16 protein-coding genes are annotated in these 14,751 nt (G+C 57.4%); 12 read left to right on the plus strand and 4 right to left on the minus strand.

The genetic code is table 11. The annotated features are described in order from the left end of the window. Window positions 1–11: 11 nt before the first annotated feature. From paaB to paaY, 12 genes are all read left to right on the plus strand, one after another. A complete protein-coding gene (gene paaB, locus IMQ33_RS12440) occupies window positions 12–299 on the plus strand; it encodes a 1,2-phenylacetyl-CoA epoxidase subunit PaaB (RefSeq protein WP_021180891.1) in 288 nt (95 codons plus the stop codon). Between the two features lie 15 nt (window positions 300–314). After that, window positions 315–1,070, plus strand: a complete 756-nt coding sequence (gene paaC, locus IMQ33_RS12445) for a 1,2-phenylacetyl-CoA epoxidase subunit PaaC (protein WP_370572071.1) — start codon at window positions 315–317, stop codon at window positions 1,068–1,070. An 8-nt stretch (window positions 1,071–1,078) separates the two neighbouring features. Next, window positions 1,079–1,576, plus strand: coding sequence for a 1,2-phenylacetyl-CoA epoxidase subunit PaaD (paaD, locus tag IMQ33_RS12450; protein WP_173410147.1), 498 nt, complete (start codon window positions 1,079–1,081; stop codon window positions 1,574–1,576). Between the two features lie 14 nt (window positions 1,577–1,590). Continuing rightward, window positions 1,591–2,649, plus strand: coding sequence for a 1,2-phenylacetyl-CoA epoxidase subunit PaaE (paaE, locus tag IMQ33_RS12455; RefSeq protein ID WP_196061899.1), 1,059 nt, complete (start codon window positions 1,591–1,593; stop codon window positions 2,647–2,649). A gap of 9 nt (window positions 2,650–2,658) precedes the next feature. After that, window positions 2,659–3,432, plus strand: a complete 774-nt coding sequence (gene paaF, locus IMQ33_RS12460) for a 2,3-dehydroadipyl-CoA hydratase PaaF (protein WP_098930648.1) — start codon at window positions 2,659–2,661, stop codon at window positions 3,430–3,432. A 3-nt stretch (window positions 3,433–3,435) separates the two neighbouring features. Next, entirely contained in the window at window positions 3,436–4,233 is a 798-nt protein-coding gene (gene paaG / locus IMQ33_RS12465) for a 2-(1,2-epoxy-1,2-dihydrophenyl)acetyl-CoA isomerase PaaG (RefSeq protein WP_196061900.1), read from the plus strand. 13 nt (window positions 4,234–4,246) lie between these two features. After that, the gene (locus IMQ33_RS12470; RefSeq protein ID WP_230326697.1) at window positions 4,247–5,788 is read left to right on the plus strand and encodes a 3-hydroxyacyl-CoA dehydrogenase; all 1,542 of its coding nucleotides are present in this window, start codon (window positions 4,247–4,249) and stop codon (window positions 5,786–5,788) included. After that, window positions 5,788–6,228 carry a hydroxyphenylacetyl-CoA thioesterase PaaI gene (gene paaI, locus IMQ33_RS12475; protein WP_065683385.1) on the plus strand — a complete coding sequence of 147 codons (441 nt, stop codon included), beginning with the start codon at window positions 5,788–5,790 and terminating at the stop codon, window positions 6,226–6,228. The genes IMQ33_RS12470 and paaI overlap by 1 nt, the downstream gene beginning before the upstream one ends. Further along, a complete protein-coding gene (gene pcaF / locus IMQ33_RS12480) occupies window positions 6,225–7,430 on the plus strand; it encodes a 3-oxoadipyl-CoA thiolase (protein ID WP_196061901.1) in 1,206 nt (401 codons plus the stop codon). The genes paaI and pcaF overlap by 4 nt, the downstream gene beginning before the upstream one ends. A gap of 19 nt (window positions 7,431–7,449) precedes the next feature. Next, the gene (gene paaK, locus IMQ33_RS12485; protein WP_196061902.1) at window positions 7,450–8,757 is read left to right on the plus strand and encodes a phenylacetate--CoA ligase PaaK; all 1,308 of its coding nucleotides are present in this window, start codon (window positions 7,450–7,452) and stop codon (window positions 8,755–8,757) included. A gap of 473 nt (window positions 8,758–9,230) precedes the next feature. Then, window positions 9,231–10,172: a phenylacetic acid degradation operon negative regulatory protein PaaX gene (gene paaX, locus IMQ33_RS12490; protein WP_196061903.1), complete on the plus strand. Its 942-nt coding sequence runs from the start codon at window positions 9,231–9,233 to the stop codon at window positions 10,170–10,172. 12 nt (window positions 10,173–10,184) lie between these two features. Continuing rightward, a complete protein-coding gene (paaY, locus tag IMQ33_RS12495; RefSeq protein WP_196061904.1) occupies window positions 10,185–10,781 on the plus strand; it encodes a phenylacetic acid degradation protein PaaY in 597 nt (198 codons plus the stop codon). Window positions 10,782–10,809: 28 nt separating this feature from the next. On the opposite strand, the gene IMQ33_RS12500 is transcribed toward paaY, so the two are convergent. The 4 genes from IMQ33_RS12500 to IMQ33_RS12515 all read right to left on the minus strand — a co-directional run bounded on the left by IMQ33_RS12500 (window position 10,810) and on the right by IMQ33_RS12515 (window position 14,645). Beyond that, entirely contained in the window at window positions 10,810–12,213 is a 1,404-nt protein-coding gene (locus IMQ33_RS12500) for an amino acid permease (protein ID WP_196061905.1), read from the minus strand. A gap of 15 nt (window positions 12,214–12,228) precedes the next feature. After that, window positions 12,229–13,413: an amino acid aminotransferase gene (locus IMQ33_RS12505; protein WP_065683328.1), complete on the minus strand. Its 1,185-nt coding sequence runs from the start codon at window positions 13,411–13,413 to the stop codon at window positions 12,229–12,231. Window positions 13,414–13,474: 61 nt separating this feature from the next. Then, window positions 13,475–13,846, minus strand: coding sequence for a RidA family protein (locus IMQ33_RS12510; RefSeq protein ID WP_021805760.1), 372 nt, complete (start codon window positions 13,844–13,846; stop codon window positions 13,475–13,477). Continuing rightward, window positions 13,830–14,645 (minus strand): alpha/beta hydrolase, encoded by an 816-nt coding sequence (locus IMQ33_RS12515; protein WP_196061906.1) that lies wholly within the window; start codon window positions 14,643–14,645, stop codon window positions 13,830–13,832. Before IMQ33_RS12515 ends, IMQ33_RS12510 begins: the two co-directional genes overlap by 17 nt. Between the last annotated feature and the right edge of the window lie 106 nt (window positions 14,646–14,751).

The raw sequence follows: 14,751 nt of genomic DNA on the forward strand, positions 1-14,751 counted from the left end.
AGGAGAGAAAAATGACTCACGCCGAATGGCCGTTGTATGAAGTGTTTATCCGCAGCAAGCAGGGTTTGGCCCATCGTCACGTGGGCAGCCTGCATGCAGCAGACGATCAGATGGCGCTGGAAAACGCCCGCGATGCCTACACCCGCCGCAGTGAGGGCTGTTCGATCTGGGTGGTGCAATCCTGCCACCTGATCGCCTCTCAAGCGGAGGATCGGGCGGCATTCTTCGATCCTTCCGACGATAAAATCTACCGTCATCCCACGTTCTACACCATCCCCGACGGCATCAAGAACATGTAGAGGCAGGCCATGACGATGAATAACGCAGCAACAATCAGCTATGCCCTGCGCTTGGGCGATACACCGCTCATTCTGGCACAGCGCCTGTGCGCTTGGTGTGGCCATGCTCCTGAGCTGGAGATCGACCTGGCACTGGCCAATATTGGCCTCGATCTGCTGGGTCAGGCACGTAATTTCCTGGCCTATGCCGCCGAGCTTTCCGGCCCGCAACACAGCGAAGACAGCCTGGCCTTTGGCCGCGACGAACGTGAATTTCACAACCTGCTGTTGGCAGAACAGCCCAACGGCGGCTTTAACGACACGCTGGTACGCCAGTTCCTGCTCGATACCTACCACGTGCTGCTGCACCGGGAATTGAGCCGCAGCAAAGACAGCCAACTGGCCGCCATTGCCGCCAAATCGCTGAAGGAAGCGGATTATCACCTGCGCTTCAGCCACGGCTGGATGATCCGCCTGGGTGACGGCAGTGAAATCAGCCACCAGAAGATCCAACAGTCATTAAACGACCTGTGGCGCTTCACCGCCGAACTGTTCCACGCCGATGAGATTGAACTGCAACTGGCCGAGCTGGGCATTGCCGTCGATCCACGCCAATTGCAGGCACAGTGGCAAGCCATGGTGAACGACACGCTGCAACAGGCCACGCTCGCGCTGCCTACCGAGCAGGCATTTCGCCTCGGCGGTAAGCAAGGGCGACACACTGAACACCTCGGCCCGATGCTGGCAGAGATGCAGTTTCTGCCACGCGCTTACCCGAACTGTAGCTGGTAGAGGCAATGATGAATATCACCCGACTGCAACCAGCCGAGATCCCGCAGATCTGGCACTGCTTACAGCAGATCAGCGATCCCGAACTGCCGGTACTGTCCATTACCGATCTGGGCATGGTACGTGACGTGGAGCGCGACGGTGCAGGCTGGCACATCACCTTTACCCCAACCTATTCCGGCTGCCCGGCGACCGAGTACCTGCTCAACGCCATTGAACAGACGCTGAACGAGGCGGGTTTCAGCCCGGTGAAGATCACCATCAGCCTCAGCCCGGCCTGGACCACCGACTGGATGAATGCAGATGCTCGCCAGCGCCTGCGTGAATACGGCGTGGCGCCACCGCAAGGGCAAACCTGTGAGAAGCCTTTAGCCCATGGCTCGGTGCAGTGCCCCCGTTGCGGCAGCGAGCACACGGAAAAGATCAGCGAGTTCGGTTCCACCGCCTGCAAAGCGCTTTACCGCTGCTGCGAATGCCGGGAACCGTTCGACTATTTCAAATGTATTTAGGAGCACTGAAAACCATGACGGTCTTTCATCGCCTGAATGTCGCAGCCATCGAGCGCGAAACGCCGGACGCCGTAGCCATCACGCTGCGCGTCCCGGACGAACTGAAATCCCATTACGGCTATACCCCCGGCCAGCACCTGACGCTCAAGGCGCGGGTCAACGGCGAAGAACTGCGTCGCTGCTATTCCATCTGTAGCGCACCGCAGGACGGCGTATTGCAAATCGGCATCAAGGCGATCCATCAGGGGCGCTTCTCTTCGTTTATCAACCAAAGCCTGCAGGTGGGCGACGAGTTGGAAGTGATGCTGCCGCAGGGCCGCTTTGGTTATCAGCCGCAGGCACAAACCAAGGGCAACTATCTGGCGATCGCCGCTGGCTCCGGCATCACGCCAATGCTATCGATCATCAAGGCGACGTTGCAATTGGAACCCAACAGCCAGTTCACGCTGATTTATGGCAACCGCACCAGCCGCTCGGTGATGTTTAAAGAAGCCCTCTCGGATCTGAAAAACCGTTATCCACAGCGCTTCCAGCCGCTGTATCTCTTTAGCCAGGAAAATCTCGACAGCCCGCTGCTCAGTGGCCGCATCGATCGTGACCACCTGACCGCGCTGGGTAATACGTTGGTGGACTTCAACGAGTTCGACCACGCTTTTATCTGCGGCCCGGAAGCGATGATGGACGACGCGCATACCGTGCTGGAGCTGGCCGGTATGCCTGCCGGGCGTATTCACAGCGAGCGTTTCAACACCAGCGGCATCGTCGCCCGCCTTGCCAATGCAGGCAGCCGCAACGCGACTCAGGTAGAGATCCGGCTTGATGGCCGCAGCCTCAAAATCGACGTCGGCAGCGAGGATGACAGCATTCTGGATGCCGCATTACGTCAAGGGGCCGATTTGCCCTACGCCTGCAAAGGCGGCGTCTGCGCCACCTGCAAATGCAAACTGAAGGCCGGTGAGGTGGATATGGCGATCAACTACAGCCTGGAGCCGGATCAACTGGCGGCAGGCTATGTCTTGAGCTGCCAGTCCTGGCCACGCGGTGAAGGCGTGGTGCTGGATTTTGACGTTTAGGAGCCGACGATGGAAACCCCTTGGATCCTGCGCGAACAGCAGCAACGCGTGGTCACACTGACGCTGCACCGCCCCGATGCCCGCAATGCGTTGAGCACTGCCTGCCTGGAGCAGTTGGTTTATCAACTGGAACAGGCCGACAGCGATGCCGACGTCGGTGCGGTGGTGATCGCCGGTGCCGCCCGGTTCTTCGCTGCCGGTGCCGATCTGCGCGAATTACAGCAGCAGGATGTCGCCGCTACCCAGCTCGATCACCGCCCTTTGCTATGGCAGCGGTTGGCTCAGTTCAGCAAACCCTTGCTGGCGGCGGTCAACGGTTACGCGCTCGGTGCTGGCTGTGAGCTCGCTCTGGCCTGCGACATTACCCTTTGCGGCGAAAGCGCCCGCTTCGGCCTGCCGGAAATCACTTTAGGCCTAATCCCCGGCGCCGGTGGTACCCAACGCCTGATCCGCAGCGTGGGCAAGTCCCGCGCCTATCAAATGGTGCTGACCGGTGAAGCCATCGACGCCCGCTGCGCACTGCAAGCCGGGCTGGTAAGCGAGGTTTGTGTCGACGCATTAACGCTGGAGCGTACTCAACAACTGGCCCACCGCATCAGCCAACAGGCACCGCTGGCGCTGCGCGCGGCCAAACAGGCACTAAAACAGGCACAGGAAACCAGCCTCAGCCAAGGCTTGCAGATGGAACGCCAGCAGTTCGTCACTCTGGCCGCTACCGAAGATCGCCGGGAAGGCATTGCCGCCTTCTTCGAAAAACGCACACCGAACTATCAAGGGCGCTGATTTATGGAAAACGCATTAATTCTTAGCCACATCGAAGCCGGGGTGTTGATCATTACCCTGAACCGCCCCGATCGGCTCAACAGCTTTAACGATGAAATGCACCACCAGCTCAGCGAGGCGCTGACCGTAGCCGAGCGCGATGACAACGTGCGTTGCGTGCTGATCACCGGTGCCGGGCGCGGCTTCTGCGCCGGGCAGGACCTGAACGATCGTAACGTGAGTGTGGATCAGGCTCCCCCGGATCTTGGGCTGTCCGTAGAACGTTTTTACAACCCGCTGATCCGCCGCCTGAGCGCCCTACCCAAGCCGATTGTCTGCGCGGTCAACGGCGTTGCTGCCGGAGCGGGTGCCGCGCTGGCAATGGCCTGCGACATCGTGGTGGCCGCCGACAACGCCAGCTTCATCCAATCCTTCTGCAAACTGGGCCTGGTGCCAGACTCCGGCGGCAGTTGGTATCTGCCACGCCTGGCCGGACATGCGCGAGCCATGGGTATGGCGCTGCTGGGGGACAAAATCAGCGCTCAGCAGGCGTTGGAGTGGGGAATGATCTGGCAGGTCGTGGCTGCCACCGAGCTAGCCGACCACACCCAAAGCATGGCCAAACAGCTTGCCACTCAACCTACCTACGGCCTGGGGCTAATCAAAAAGGCCATGTACAGCTCGGCCAGCAATACGCTCGACCAGCAGCTCGATTTAGAACGTGATTTGCAACGCCTGGGTGGGCGTAGTGCCGACTATCGCGAGGGCGTCAGCGCATTCTTCGCCAAACGCCCACCGAACTTCAGCGGGAAGCAGTCTTGAACGGGATACAACCATGAGAGAAAAGATGGCGGTAAATGCCATAACCACCTCCGCAACGGTGGCCGTGATTGGTGCCGGAACCATGGGGATCGGCATTGCTCAGGTGGCCGCCGCGGCAGGGCATCAGGTCAAGCTGTTCGATATCGCCCTGCCCGCCGCCTCCCGCGCACTTGAGCAGCTCGGGCAACGCCTGCGCAAGCGGGTCGAGGCAGGTAAAGCCGATGCCCACAGCACTGAAACCCTGCTGGGTCATATTCAGTTGACCCGTTCGTTGAGCGATCTGGCCGACTGCAGCCTGGTGATCGAAGCGGTGGCAGAAAAGTTGCCGATCAAACAGAGCCTGTTTCGCGATCTGGAGGCGATATGCTCTAGCGATACGCTGTTTGCCAGCAATACCTCGTCACTCTCTATTACCGCCATCGCCAGTGCGCTGCAGCATCCGCAGCGCATGGCGGGCCTGCACTTCTTCAACCCGGCTCCGCTAATGAAACTGGTGGAGATCGTCGGTGGTTTGGAAACCAGCCCGGAAACGCTGAGCAGCCTGCAAACCTTGGCTCAACAGTGGGGTAAGCACAGCGTCGTGTGCCGTTCTACGCCAGGCTTTATTGTCAACCGCGTAGCCCGGCCTTTCTACGGTGAAACCCTGCGCGCTCTGGAAGAACAGATTGCCGATCCGGCCACCCTGGACGCCGTACTGCGTGATGCTGGTGGCTTCACCATGGGGCCACTGCAACTGACGGATCTGATCGGTCAAGACGTCAACTATGCCGTCACCGAATCGGTCTATCACGCCTTTTATCAGGACAGCCGCTTTACTCCTTCGCTGGTGCAACAGGAACTGGTGGCTGCCGGGCATTTGGGCCGCAAGAGTGGCCGGGGTTTCTACCGTTATGAAAGTGAGCAGGCCGTACCGTCAGCAACTTTTGCTTCTGCGGTAACGGCGGACTTGCCTCAGTCCGTCACGTTGCATGGCGACTGGTCGGCCATCGGCGAGTTTGCACAGTTGCTGACGGGAAATGCGGCGGCGATCAAACATCCTGGCCAGACCAGTCCGTTTGCCCGAATCGATGAAGTTACATTTATGTTAACAAATGGTAAAACAGCAAGCCAAGTCGCCGAAGAAATCGGATCGCCCGTGGTTCTGTTCGACCTGTCCGTCAACTATCAGCATGCCCCCGTTATCGCCATCAGCAGCGCCGAGCAGAACACGGTGCCGCACACGGCCAAGGTCATCCGCCTGCTGCAATCGCTGGGTAAACAGGTGATCCACCTGCCGGACTATCCGGGCCTGCTGGTGATGCGCACCGTCGCCATGCTGGCTAATGAAGCCCTGGACGTGGTGAACAAAGGCGTGGCCAACGCCGCCGATACCGACGATGCCATGCGGTTTGGCGTCAACTACCCACAAGGTCCGCTGGCCTGGGGCAGCAAGCTCGGCTGGCAACAGATCCTCACCACGCTGGAAAACCTGCAACGTTATTACGCAGAACCCCGCTATCGCCCAATGCCGCTGCTGCGCCGTTATGCCGCCAATTATTCAGGAGCCCAATGCTGATGAATGCCAACACTCCCCGCGCGCTGGCCCAGCGCTGCGCCGAACAGATGTTTAGCCAAGATACTTGTGCACAGGCAATGGATATGCGCATTGATGCCGTGGATGCTGGCATGGCCAAAGTCAGCATGACCGTCGGCCCGCAGATGCTCAATGGCCACCAGACCTGTCACGGTGGCCAACTGTTCAGCCTCGCGGATACCGCCTTTGCTTATGCCTGCAACAGCCAAGGGTTGGCGGCGGTCGCTTCTGGTTGCACCATCGATTTTATCCGCCCAGCGCTGGCAGGCGACCGTCTAACCGCCTGCGCTGAAGTGCGCCATCAGGGTAAAACCACCGGATTGTACGACGTTGAGATCGTTAACCAACTAGGGAAAACCGTTGCCTGGTTCCGTGGCCGCGCCCATCGGTTGGGCCACCGCATTTTAGGAGAGCAGCCATGAATCAGGCCTTTATTTGCGATGGCGTCCGCACGCCGATTGGCCGTTACGCCGGCGCGCTGGCAAACGTGCGGGCCGACGATTTAGCCGCCCTGCCGCTGCGTGCTCTGCTGGAGCGCCACCCCAACGTGGACTGGTCGCGGGTGGATGACGTGATCCTCGGCTGCGCCAATCAGGCAGGGGAAGACAACCGCAATCTGGCCCGTATGGCGGCGCTGCTGGCCGGACTGCCACAAAACGTTTCCGGCACCACCATCAACCGGCTATGCGGTTCGGGGTTGGATGCGTTGGCGATGGCGGCCCGCAGCATCAAGGCCGGAGAAGCCAGCCTGGTTCTTGCCGGAGGAGCCGAATCCATGACCCGTGCCCCGCTGGTCATGGGCAAGGCGGACAGCGCCTTCAGCCGTCAGGCACAGATGTTTGATACCACCATCGGTTGGCGGTTTGTTAACCCGCTGATGCATAAGGCTTTCGGTAGCGACTCGATGCCGGAAACCGCCGAAAACGTCGCGGCGCAGTTTGGCATCAGCCGTGCCGATCAGGATGCCTTTGCTCTACGCAGCCAGCAGCGCACCGCCCTGGCACAACAGCGGGGGATCCTGGCACAGGAAATTATTCCGGTGAGCCTCAGCGGCAAGAAAGGAGTCATTACTCAGTTCAGCGAAGACGAACACCCACGCGCAGAAACCACGCTGGAGCAGTTACAGAAACTGAAAACACCGTTCCGTCAGCCGGGTTGTATCACCGCCGGGAATGCTTCTGGCGTCAACGACGGTGCGGCAGCGCTGATTGTCGCTTCCGAAGCCATGGCCTTGCAGCAAGGTCTGACGCCACGGGCACGCATTGTCGCCACCGCCACCTGCGGCGTGGAACCGAGATTGATGGGGATCGGCCCGCTGCCCGCGACCCGCAAAGTTCTGGAAATCGCCGGGTTAAGCCTGGCGCAGATGGACGTCATTGAACTTAACGAAGCATTCGCCGCACAGGCGTTGGCGGTGTTGCGCCAGCTTGGTCTGCCGGATGATGCCGAACAGGTCAATCCCAACGGAGGTGCCATCGCTCTTGGCCATCCATTGGGCATGAGCGGTGCGCGCCTGGCGCTGGCCGCCCTGTTTGAGCTGGAACGTCGCGCTGGCCGCTACGCACTGTGCACCATGTGCATTGGCGTCGGTCAGGGCATTGCCATGATTATTGAGCGTGTCTAACACCTGCGAGGCTAAAAAGATGACTACAAATCCACGGCCCATCGACGCGATTGAATTTGCTTCACGCGACGAAATCGAAGCATTACAACTGGAACGCCTGCAATGGACCCTACACCATGCCTACAACAACGTACCGATGTATCAACGCAAGTTCGATCAGGCCGGCGTTCACCCGAGCGATCTGAAGCAACTGAGCGATCTGGCGTTATTCCCTTACACCACCAAGCAGGATCTGCGTGACAACTACCCGTTCGACACCTTTGCCGTGCCGATGGAACAGGTAGTACGCATTCATGCTTCGTCTGGCACCACAGGCCGCCCAACGGTAGTAGGTTATACCCAGCGGGATATCGATAACTGGGCCGATATTGTCGCCCGTTGCCTGCGCTCTGCCGGGGCCACGGCCAAAGACAAAATCCACGTTGCTTACGGTTATGGCCTGTTTACCGGCGGGCTGGGTGCGCACTATGGCGCAGAACGCCTGGGTGCGACGGTGATCCCGGTGTCCGGCGGCCAGACGGAGAAGCAGGTGCAGCTGATACTGGATTTCAAACCCGACGTGATCATGGTGACCCCGTCCTACTGCCTGACGTTGATCGACGAACTCGAACGAAAAATGGGGGGCGATGCGCGCAACTGCTCCCTGCGTTTGGGCGTGTTCGGTGCAGAACCCTGGTCAGAATCCCTGCGCCATGAGATCGAGTCACGCATGGGGATCAAGGCGCTGGATATCTACGGCCTTTCCGAAGTGATGGGGCCAGGCGTAGCGATGGAGTGTGCCGAAAGTGGCGGCGGGCCGACCATCTGGGAAGACCACTTCCTGCCGGAGATCATCAACCCGGAGACTGGCGCGATACAGACTGACGGCGAGCATGGCGAACTGGTTTTCACCACGCTGACCAAAGAGGCTCTACCGGTGATCCGCTATCGCACGCGCGACCTTACCCACCTAATGCCAGGGGATGCCCGCAACATGCGCCGGATGGGCAAAATCACCGGCCGTTCCGACGATATGCTGATCATTCGCGGCGTGAACGTATTCCCTTCACAGGTTGAAGAACAGATTATGCAGTTCGAGCATCTGTCGCCGCATTATCAGCTGCAGGTGAGCCGTGCCGGGCATCTGGATACCTTGGCCGTGCGGGTGGAGCTGAAAGAGTCGGCGTTGACGCTCAACCACCAGCAGCGTTGCGATATTTGCCACCAGCTGCGTCACCATATCAAATCGATTGTCGGGGTCAGCACCGACGTCAGCATTGCCAACTGTGGCGATATTCCTCGCTCGGAAGGCAAGGCCCAGCGGGTGATCGATCTGCGACCACGCTAAGTTTTGCCCCCTCACCCTAACCCTCTCCCACAGGGAGAGGGAACCGATCGAGTGTGCGTGAGATTAGAGTGATTCACCTTAGATTGGGAGGCGATCACGTTTGCGGAGGTTACCTCTTTACTTCCAAACGAGCGGGGGGCAATCAGCTCGCTCTCCCTGTAGGGGGACCGATCGAGTTTGCTTAGATTACTTCTTTACCTCCAAACGAGCAGGGGCTATCAGTTCCCTCTCCCTATGTGGGGGGACCGATTGAATTTGCTGAGATTATCACTTTACCTCCAAACGAGCTGCGGCTATCAGCTCCCTCTCCCTATGTGGGGGGACCGATTGAATTTGCTGAGATTATCACTTTACCTCCAAACGAGCAGGGGCTATCAGCTCCCTCTCCCTGTGGGAGAGGGTTGGGGTGAGGGGCAAGCCGTCGTCGTTTATGCTAATGTCGTGTCTCAGCAAAGGCTTACCCAGGGAAAAATATGGAACATAAACTGGACGACTTTATCCGCCATGCATTAAGCGCCCAACCGATCAGCGGCACCTCGCTGATCATCTCACTCTACGGCGATGCACTGAGCCATCGCGGTGGTGAGATTTGGCTGGGCAGCTTAAGCGCACTGTTGGAAGCCCTGAGCTTCGGCGATCGTTTTGTCCGTACCTCAGTGTTTCGTTTGCAAAAAGAGGGTTGGCTGGACGTAGAAAAGATTGGGCGGCGCAGTTATTACCGCGTTACCGAACAGGGGATGCGCCAGTTTCGCCATGCAGAGTCCAAAATCTACCTCAGTGAACAGCCGCAATGGGATGGCAAGTGGGAGCTACTGCTGTTGGAAAGTGCGGAAAAAACCGAGCGTGCACGGCTGAAAAAAGAGCTGGGCTGGCTGGGCTTTGGCCAGATCGCCAACAACCTGATGGCCGCCCCTACCCATACGCAAACCGACGTCACCGCCCTGCTTGGCGAGCTCAACGCCAGTGAACAGGTGATCTACTTCCGTGCCGACTATCCCTACAACCGTTCCGAACAAACGCTGCGGCAAATGGTCGCCAACTGCTGGTCGTTAAGCGAGGTGGCCGGTTACTACCATGAGTTTATCGTCTCCTTCCGCCCGTTGATGGCCCTGCTACGCGAAGCCGACGAGCAGGAACTGACGCCACTGCGATGCTTTCAGATTAAGCTATTATTAATCCACTTTTTCCGCCGCGTGGTGTTGAAAGATCCTCTGCTGCCGGATGCCCTGTTACCCGCTCAATGGGAAGGCCAAATAGCCCGCAACCTGTGCATCAATATCTATCAGCGAGTGGATCGCACCGCGACGGAATATGTCAGCGCCTTGGCAGAAACCTCCATCGGCACCTTACCTGCACCCAGTGCCGGTTACTATCGCCGCTTTGGCGGACTGCCGCGCGATCCCACTACATTTTAAGGAGTTTGCGCTATGCCCGTGTATCAGATTGACGGTTTGACGCCGGTGGTCGATCCCAGCAGCTATGTTCACCCCACTGCGGTACTGATTGGCGACGTGATTATCGGCAAAGGCGTCTACATCGGCCCCAATGCCAGCTTGCGCGGCGACTTTGGACGCATTGTGGTCGAAGACGGTGCCAACGTGCAGGATAACTGCGTGATGCACGGCTTCCCGCTGCAAGACACGGTGGTGGAACAAGATGGGCATATCGGCCACAGCGCCATACTGCACGGCTGCCGCGTGCGCCGTAACGCGATGATCGGCATGAATGCCGTCATCATGGACGGTGCGATCATTGGTGAGAACTCCATCGTCGGCGCGGGTTCCTTCGTCAAGGCCGCCGCAGAGATTGCCGCCAACCAACTGGTGATCGGCAGCCCGGCAAGGGTGATCCGCGAACTGACCGAACAGGAATTAGCCTGGAAACGCACTGGTACACTCCAGTATCAGGAGTTGGTCTTACGCTGCAAAAACAGCCTGAAAGAAGTGGCCCCTCTCACTGAACCAGAGCCAGGGCGCCAACGCCTAAACTTCGGCGACCACATCATCCCCAAAAGCCAGCTTTAATTGTTGACCGGGCCGCAGCCCGGCAACATTACTCCATACCCTGTACCGGTGCTTCAGTTGCAACCGTTGCTTGCCCTCGTCGACTGTAGAAATAGATGGCTACCAACAGCGCGGTGAACGGGATGCCAAACCACAGCGTCATTCTAAAGAAGTCCGTGAACAACGTGGTTATCATCAAGCCGGCCATCAGGAGCGCTCCCGCCAAGGTAAAGTAAGGATAACCCCACATGCGGAACTTGAGATGCGTCTGCGTATGCTGGCGGCGGAAGAACAGGTGGGTAATAAAGATCATCAGCCAGGTGAAACAGGCACCGTACACCGAGATCGACATCATCACCGCGAACGATTTCTCTGGAGCGGCAATACTCAGCACGATAGAGACAATAATCCCCACGCAGGAGAGCGCCAACGCGTTGACCGGAATACCCCGTTTGCTAAGCTGCCCCAGCGCCGCCGGAGCCTGCCCGGCACGGGACAGCGAAAACATCATCCGGGTGGTGATATACAGCTGGCTGTTCATGGCAGACAGTGCCGCAATCAGTACCACAAAGTTAAAGATCCCGGCGGCGGCAGGCAGATGGATCACGTTCATCGCCACCAGGAACGGGCTTTCACCGGTGCCAGACTGCCGCCACGGCACGATGGCCAGCATCAACGCTATCGACATCATATAGAAGATAAACAGCCGCAGAATGGTGCCTTTAAACGCGCTTTTCACGGCAACCACCGGGTTTTTCGCTTCCCCTGCGGCAACCGCGATCATCTCAATACTCAGATAGCTGAATATCGATACGATCACCGCAAACCACATGCCTTTCACCCCAAACGGGAAAAAGCCGCCGTTGTCGGTGAAGTTACGGATGCCGAAGGTCGGGTTAGCGGAAAACGCCAGGATACCGATGCCAATCATGATAAAGGCTGAAATGGCCACCACCTTGACGGTAGAGAGGGCGTACTCCACCTGGCCAAAAGACTTGACCCCAACCACGTTGACGACGATCACCGCCGCCGAGAACAACAGCACCCACGGCCAGATCGGCGTGCCTGGGAACCAGAACTGCATATACATGCCGATGGCGGTCACTTCGGTGCCCACCGCCAACACCACGCAAGACCAATAGGAATAGCGTACCAGAAAGCCAAACAACGGGCTGAGATAGAACTCGGCATAGTCGCCGAACGATCCTGGGGTTGGGTGCTCAGAGGTCATTTCCGCCAGGCATCCCATCAGCAGTAGCGCAATCACCCCGCCGATAAAATAGCTCAGCAGTACGCTTGGCCCAGCCATCTGGATCGCGTAAGCACTCCCCAGAAACAGGCCGGTACCGATGGCCCCACCGATCGCCAGCATCGACATTTGTCCGGCGGTCAGGTGCTTTTTCAGCCCATCCTGCCGCTGGGCGATAGCGTCAAAACGTTTCGCATCTTTCATGGTTGCTCACCTTTTCTATGCGGTACGGGTAACGTCAAGGATGGCGGCGGCCACATAGTCCAGGTTTTGCTGGTTCAGGCCAGGCAGACACATCCTGCCGGGCGCCACCAGATAAATGGAATATTGCTGCCGCAGTTGGCCGAGCTGGCGTTCATTCAACCCGGTGTAGCTGAACATGCCCTTTTGATCGCGAATGCGGGTGTAGTCCAGCGTGGTACCGCCCTGCTCCAGGCCAGCCGCCAGGCCAACGCGCATCTGTTTGATGCGTTGACGCATGGTGGTCAACTCACTGGCCCACAGTTGGTATAGCTGCGGGTCTGCCAGCAGGGTTTCCACAATCTGGCTACCGTGAGTCGGCGGGCAGGAATAACTGCGACGGATCAGCGTCTTCAATGCGCCCTTCACGTTCACCGCAGCCTCAGCGGTAGCACAGCGCACCGATAGCCCCCCTAAACGCTGGCCATACAGCGCCACATTCTTGGAAAAGGAGTTGCTGACCAGAAAATCCACGTCGGTTTTCAACATCGCCCGCAGCGCGAAACAGTCTTCGTCCAGCCCGTCGCCAAACCCTTGATAAGCGATGTCAAAGAAAGGCAGCAGCCGACGCCGTTGCACCACCTCGATCACCGCTTGCCATTGCGCTGGGCTGAGATCAGTACCGGTGGGGTTATGGCAGCAAGGATGCAGTAGCACCACCGCCCCTTCCGGCAAGGCAGAGAGCGTGTCGAGCATGGCTGCAAAACGCAGTTCACCAGACGCATCATCAAAATACGGGTAGGTATTCACCTTCAAGCCAGCCCCTTCGAAGATCGCCCAGTGGTTGGCCCAGGTCGGATCGGAGACCCAGATTTCGCGGCGTGCCAGATAGTGATAAATAAAATCGGCACCCAGCTTCAGCGCGCCAGAGCCACCTACGCTTTGCACTGTGGCAATACGGTCCACCGGTTCACCAAACAGCAGCGTCTGGATCTGGCGGGCAAACAGGGCAGAACCTTCGATTGGCGGATAAGTATGTGGCCGCTGTTGTTCCAGCAATCGCTGTTCGGCAATATGTACGGCCTGCATCAGGGGAATATTACCCTGATGATCGTAATACAGACCAATACCCAAGTTAACCTTTTGCGGATTAGCATCCTGCATATAGGCTTCCATCAGTGACATAATTGGATCGGGCGTTGACGGGGTAATATGATCGAACATAGATTATCCTTAACTCATTATGTAATGAATCAGCAGGTGAATATTATTTTATGAGAATTAATTACGCTGTAGCGCTAACGGTGATTTCTATTTTCATCCCAGGCACCACTAACTTATCAACAATCACCGTGGAGCGGTTGGGATACGGATAATTAAAATACTGTTGGTAGATTTTATCGAGCAGCTTAACGTCATTAACATCGGTAAGATAAACAATAACCTGTAATACATTATCACTATGGCTATTAGCAGCTTTCAGCGTGGTCGCTAAATTATCAAACGTCAGCGTAATCTGTTTTTCCGGGTCGCCAGTTTCAATAGTGCCATCCTGGCGGACCGGGCCATGGGCGGTGAATAACATCCCGCCACCTTTGGTTGCCCAGGAAAAAGGTTGCCCGATCTCTGGCAGGCCGGTTTCAATGACTGTGCGCATCAAGGTACTCTCCATCGGTAAGCAGGAAACGGTGCAGAGCGCCATCGGCAGCAAAGACCGCATCCAGCACGCTGTAATGATTAGCACCGGGGAGAGCATAGCGGCTAACCGGCAGCCCCTCTTCCCGCAATGCGGAATAATAATATAGCGATTGCCCAATCAGCTCCGGCAGCTCTGCCGCGCCGTAAAATAGCACCATCGGTTTCAAAGATGGCGGCATATTACGAGCCGGGCTTAAGGCCTCTATCTGCTGAGTGGTCAGCTTTAGCTGCTGGTTTACGTAGCTCGCCAGCAGCGGCTGCAACTCAAAAATACCGCTGATGGGAAACACCGCCTGCACCAGCGGATGGTGTTGCCAATACGCCGCCAGATGCCCACCAGCAGAATGACCGGTGAGATAAACCGGCTTATCGCCACGCGGCTTCAGCCGACGCTCGATGGCATCCAGCGCCGCCCCTATTTGCTGGCAAATATCGGCCAGGTTAGCCGCCGGTGCCAAGGTATATTCCACCAGCACCACATCAAAACCCAATGACAATGGCGTACTGGCAATAAAGGCAAAATCCTGTTTATCACAAAATTGCCAATAGCCGCCGTGAATAAATATTATCGTGCCTTTATATTCTTCAGTTGAATAAAGCCAGTCAAAAACTTCACGCGGCGCATCCCCATAAGCCATATTCAACTCATGACGTTGCTGTTGGTAAACTCGCTGACTGCGGGATTGGAATGAGAGCAAGATCCCGTTTTCATCAGCCACCGTCGTAGCGTTATCGTAACTGCCCGCTAGAAGTTTCATATATTAAACTTTGTTTATTATTTAAGATGTGAGTTAACTATTAGCAACATGTTAAAATATTGTCAAGACGGCTGATGCGGCAATGCGTGATCGGCGATATAAATTT

This window comes from Serratia sp. Res13-Sevr-LER1-36-b, assembly GCF_015673035.1.
Taxonomy (GTDB): Bacteria; Pseudomonadota; Gammaproteobacteria; order Enterobacterales; family Enterobacteriaceae; genus Chania; species Chania fonticola_C.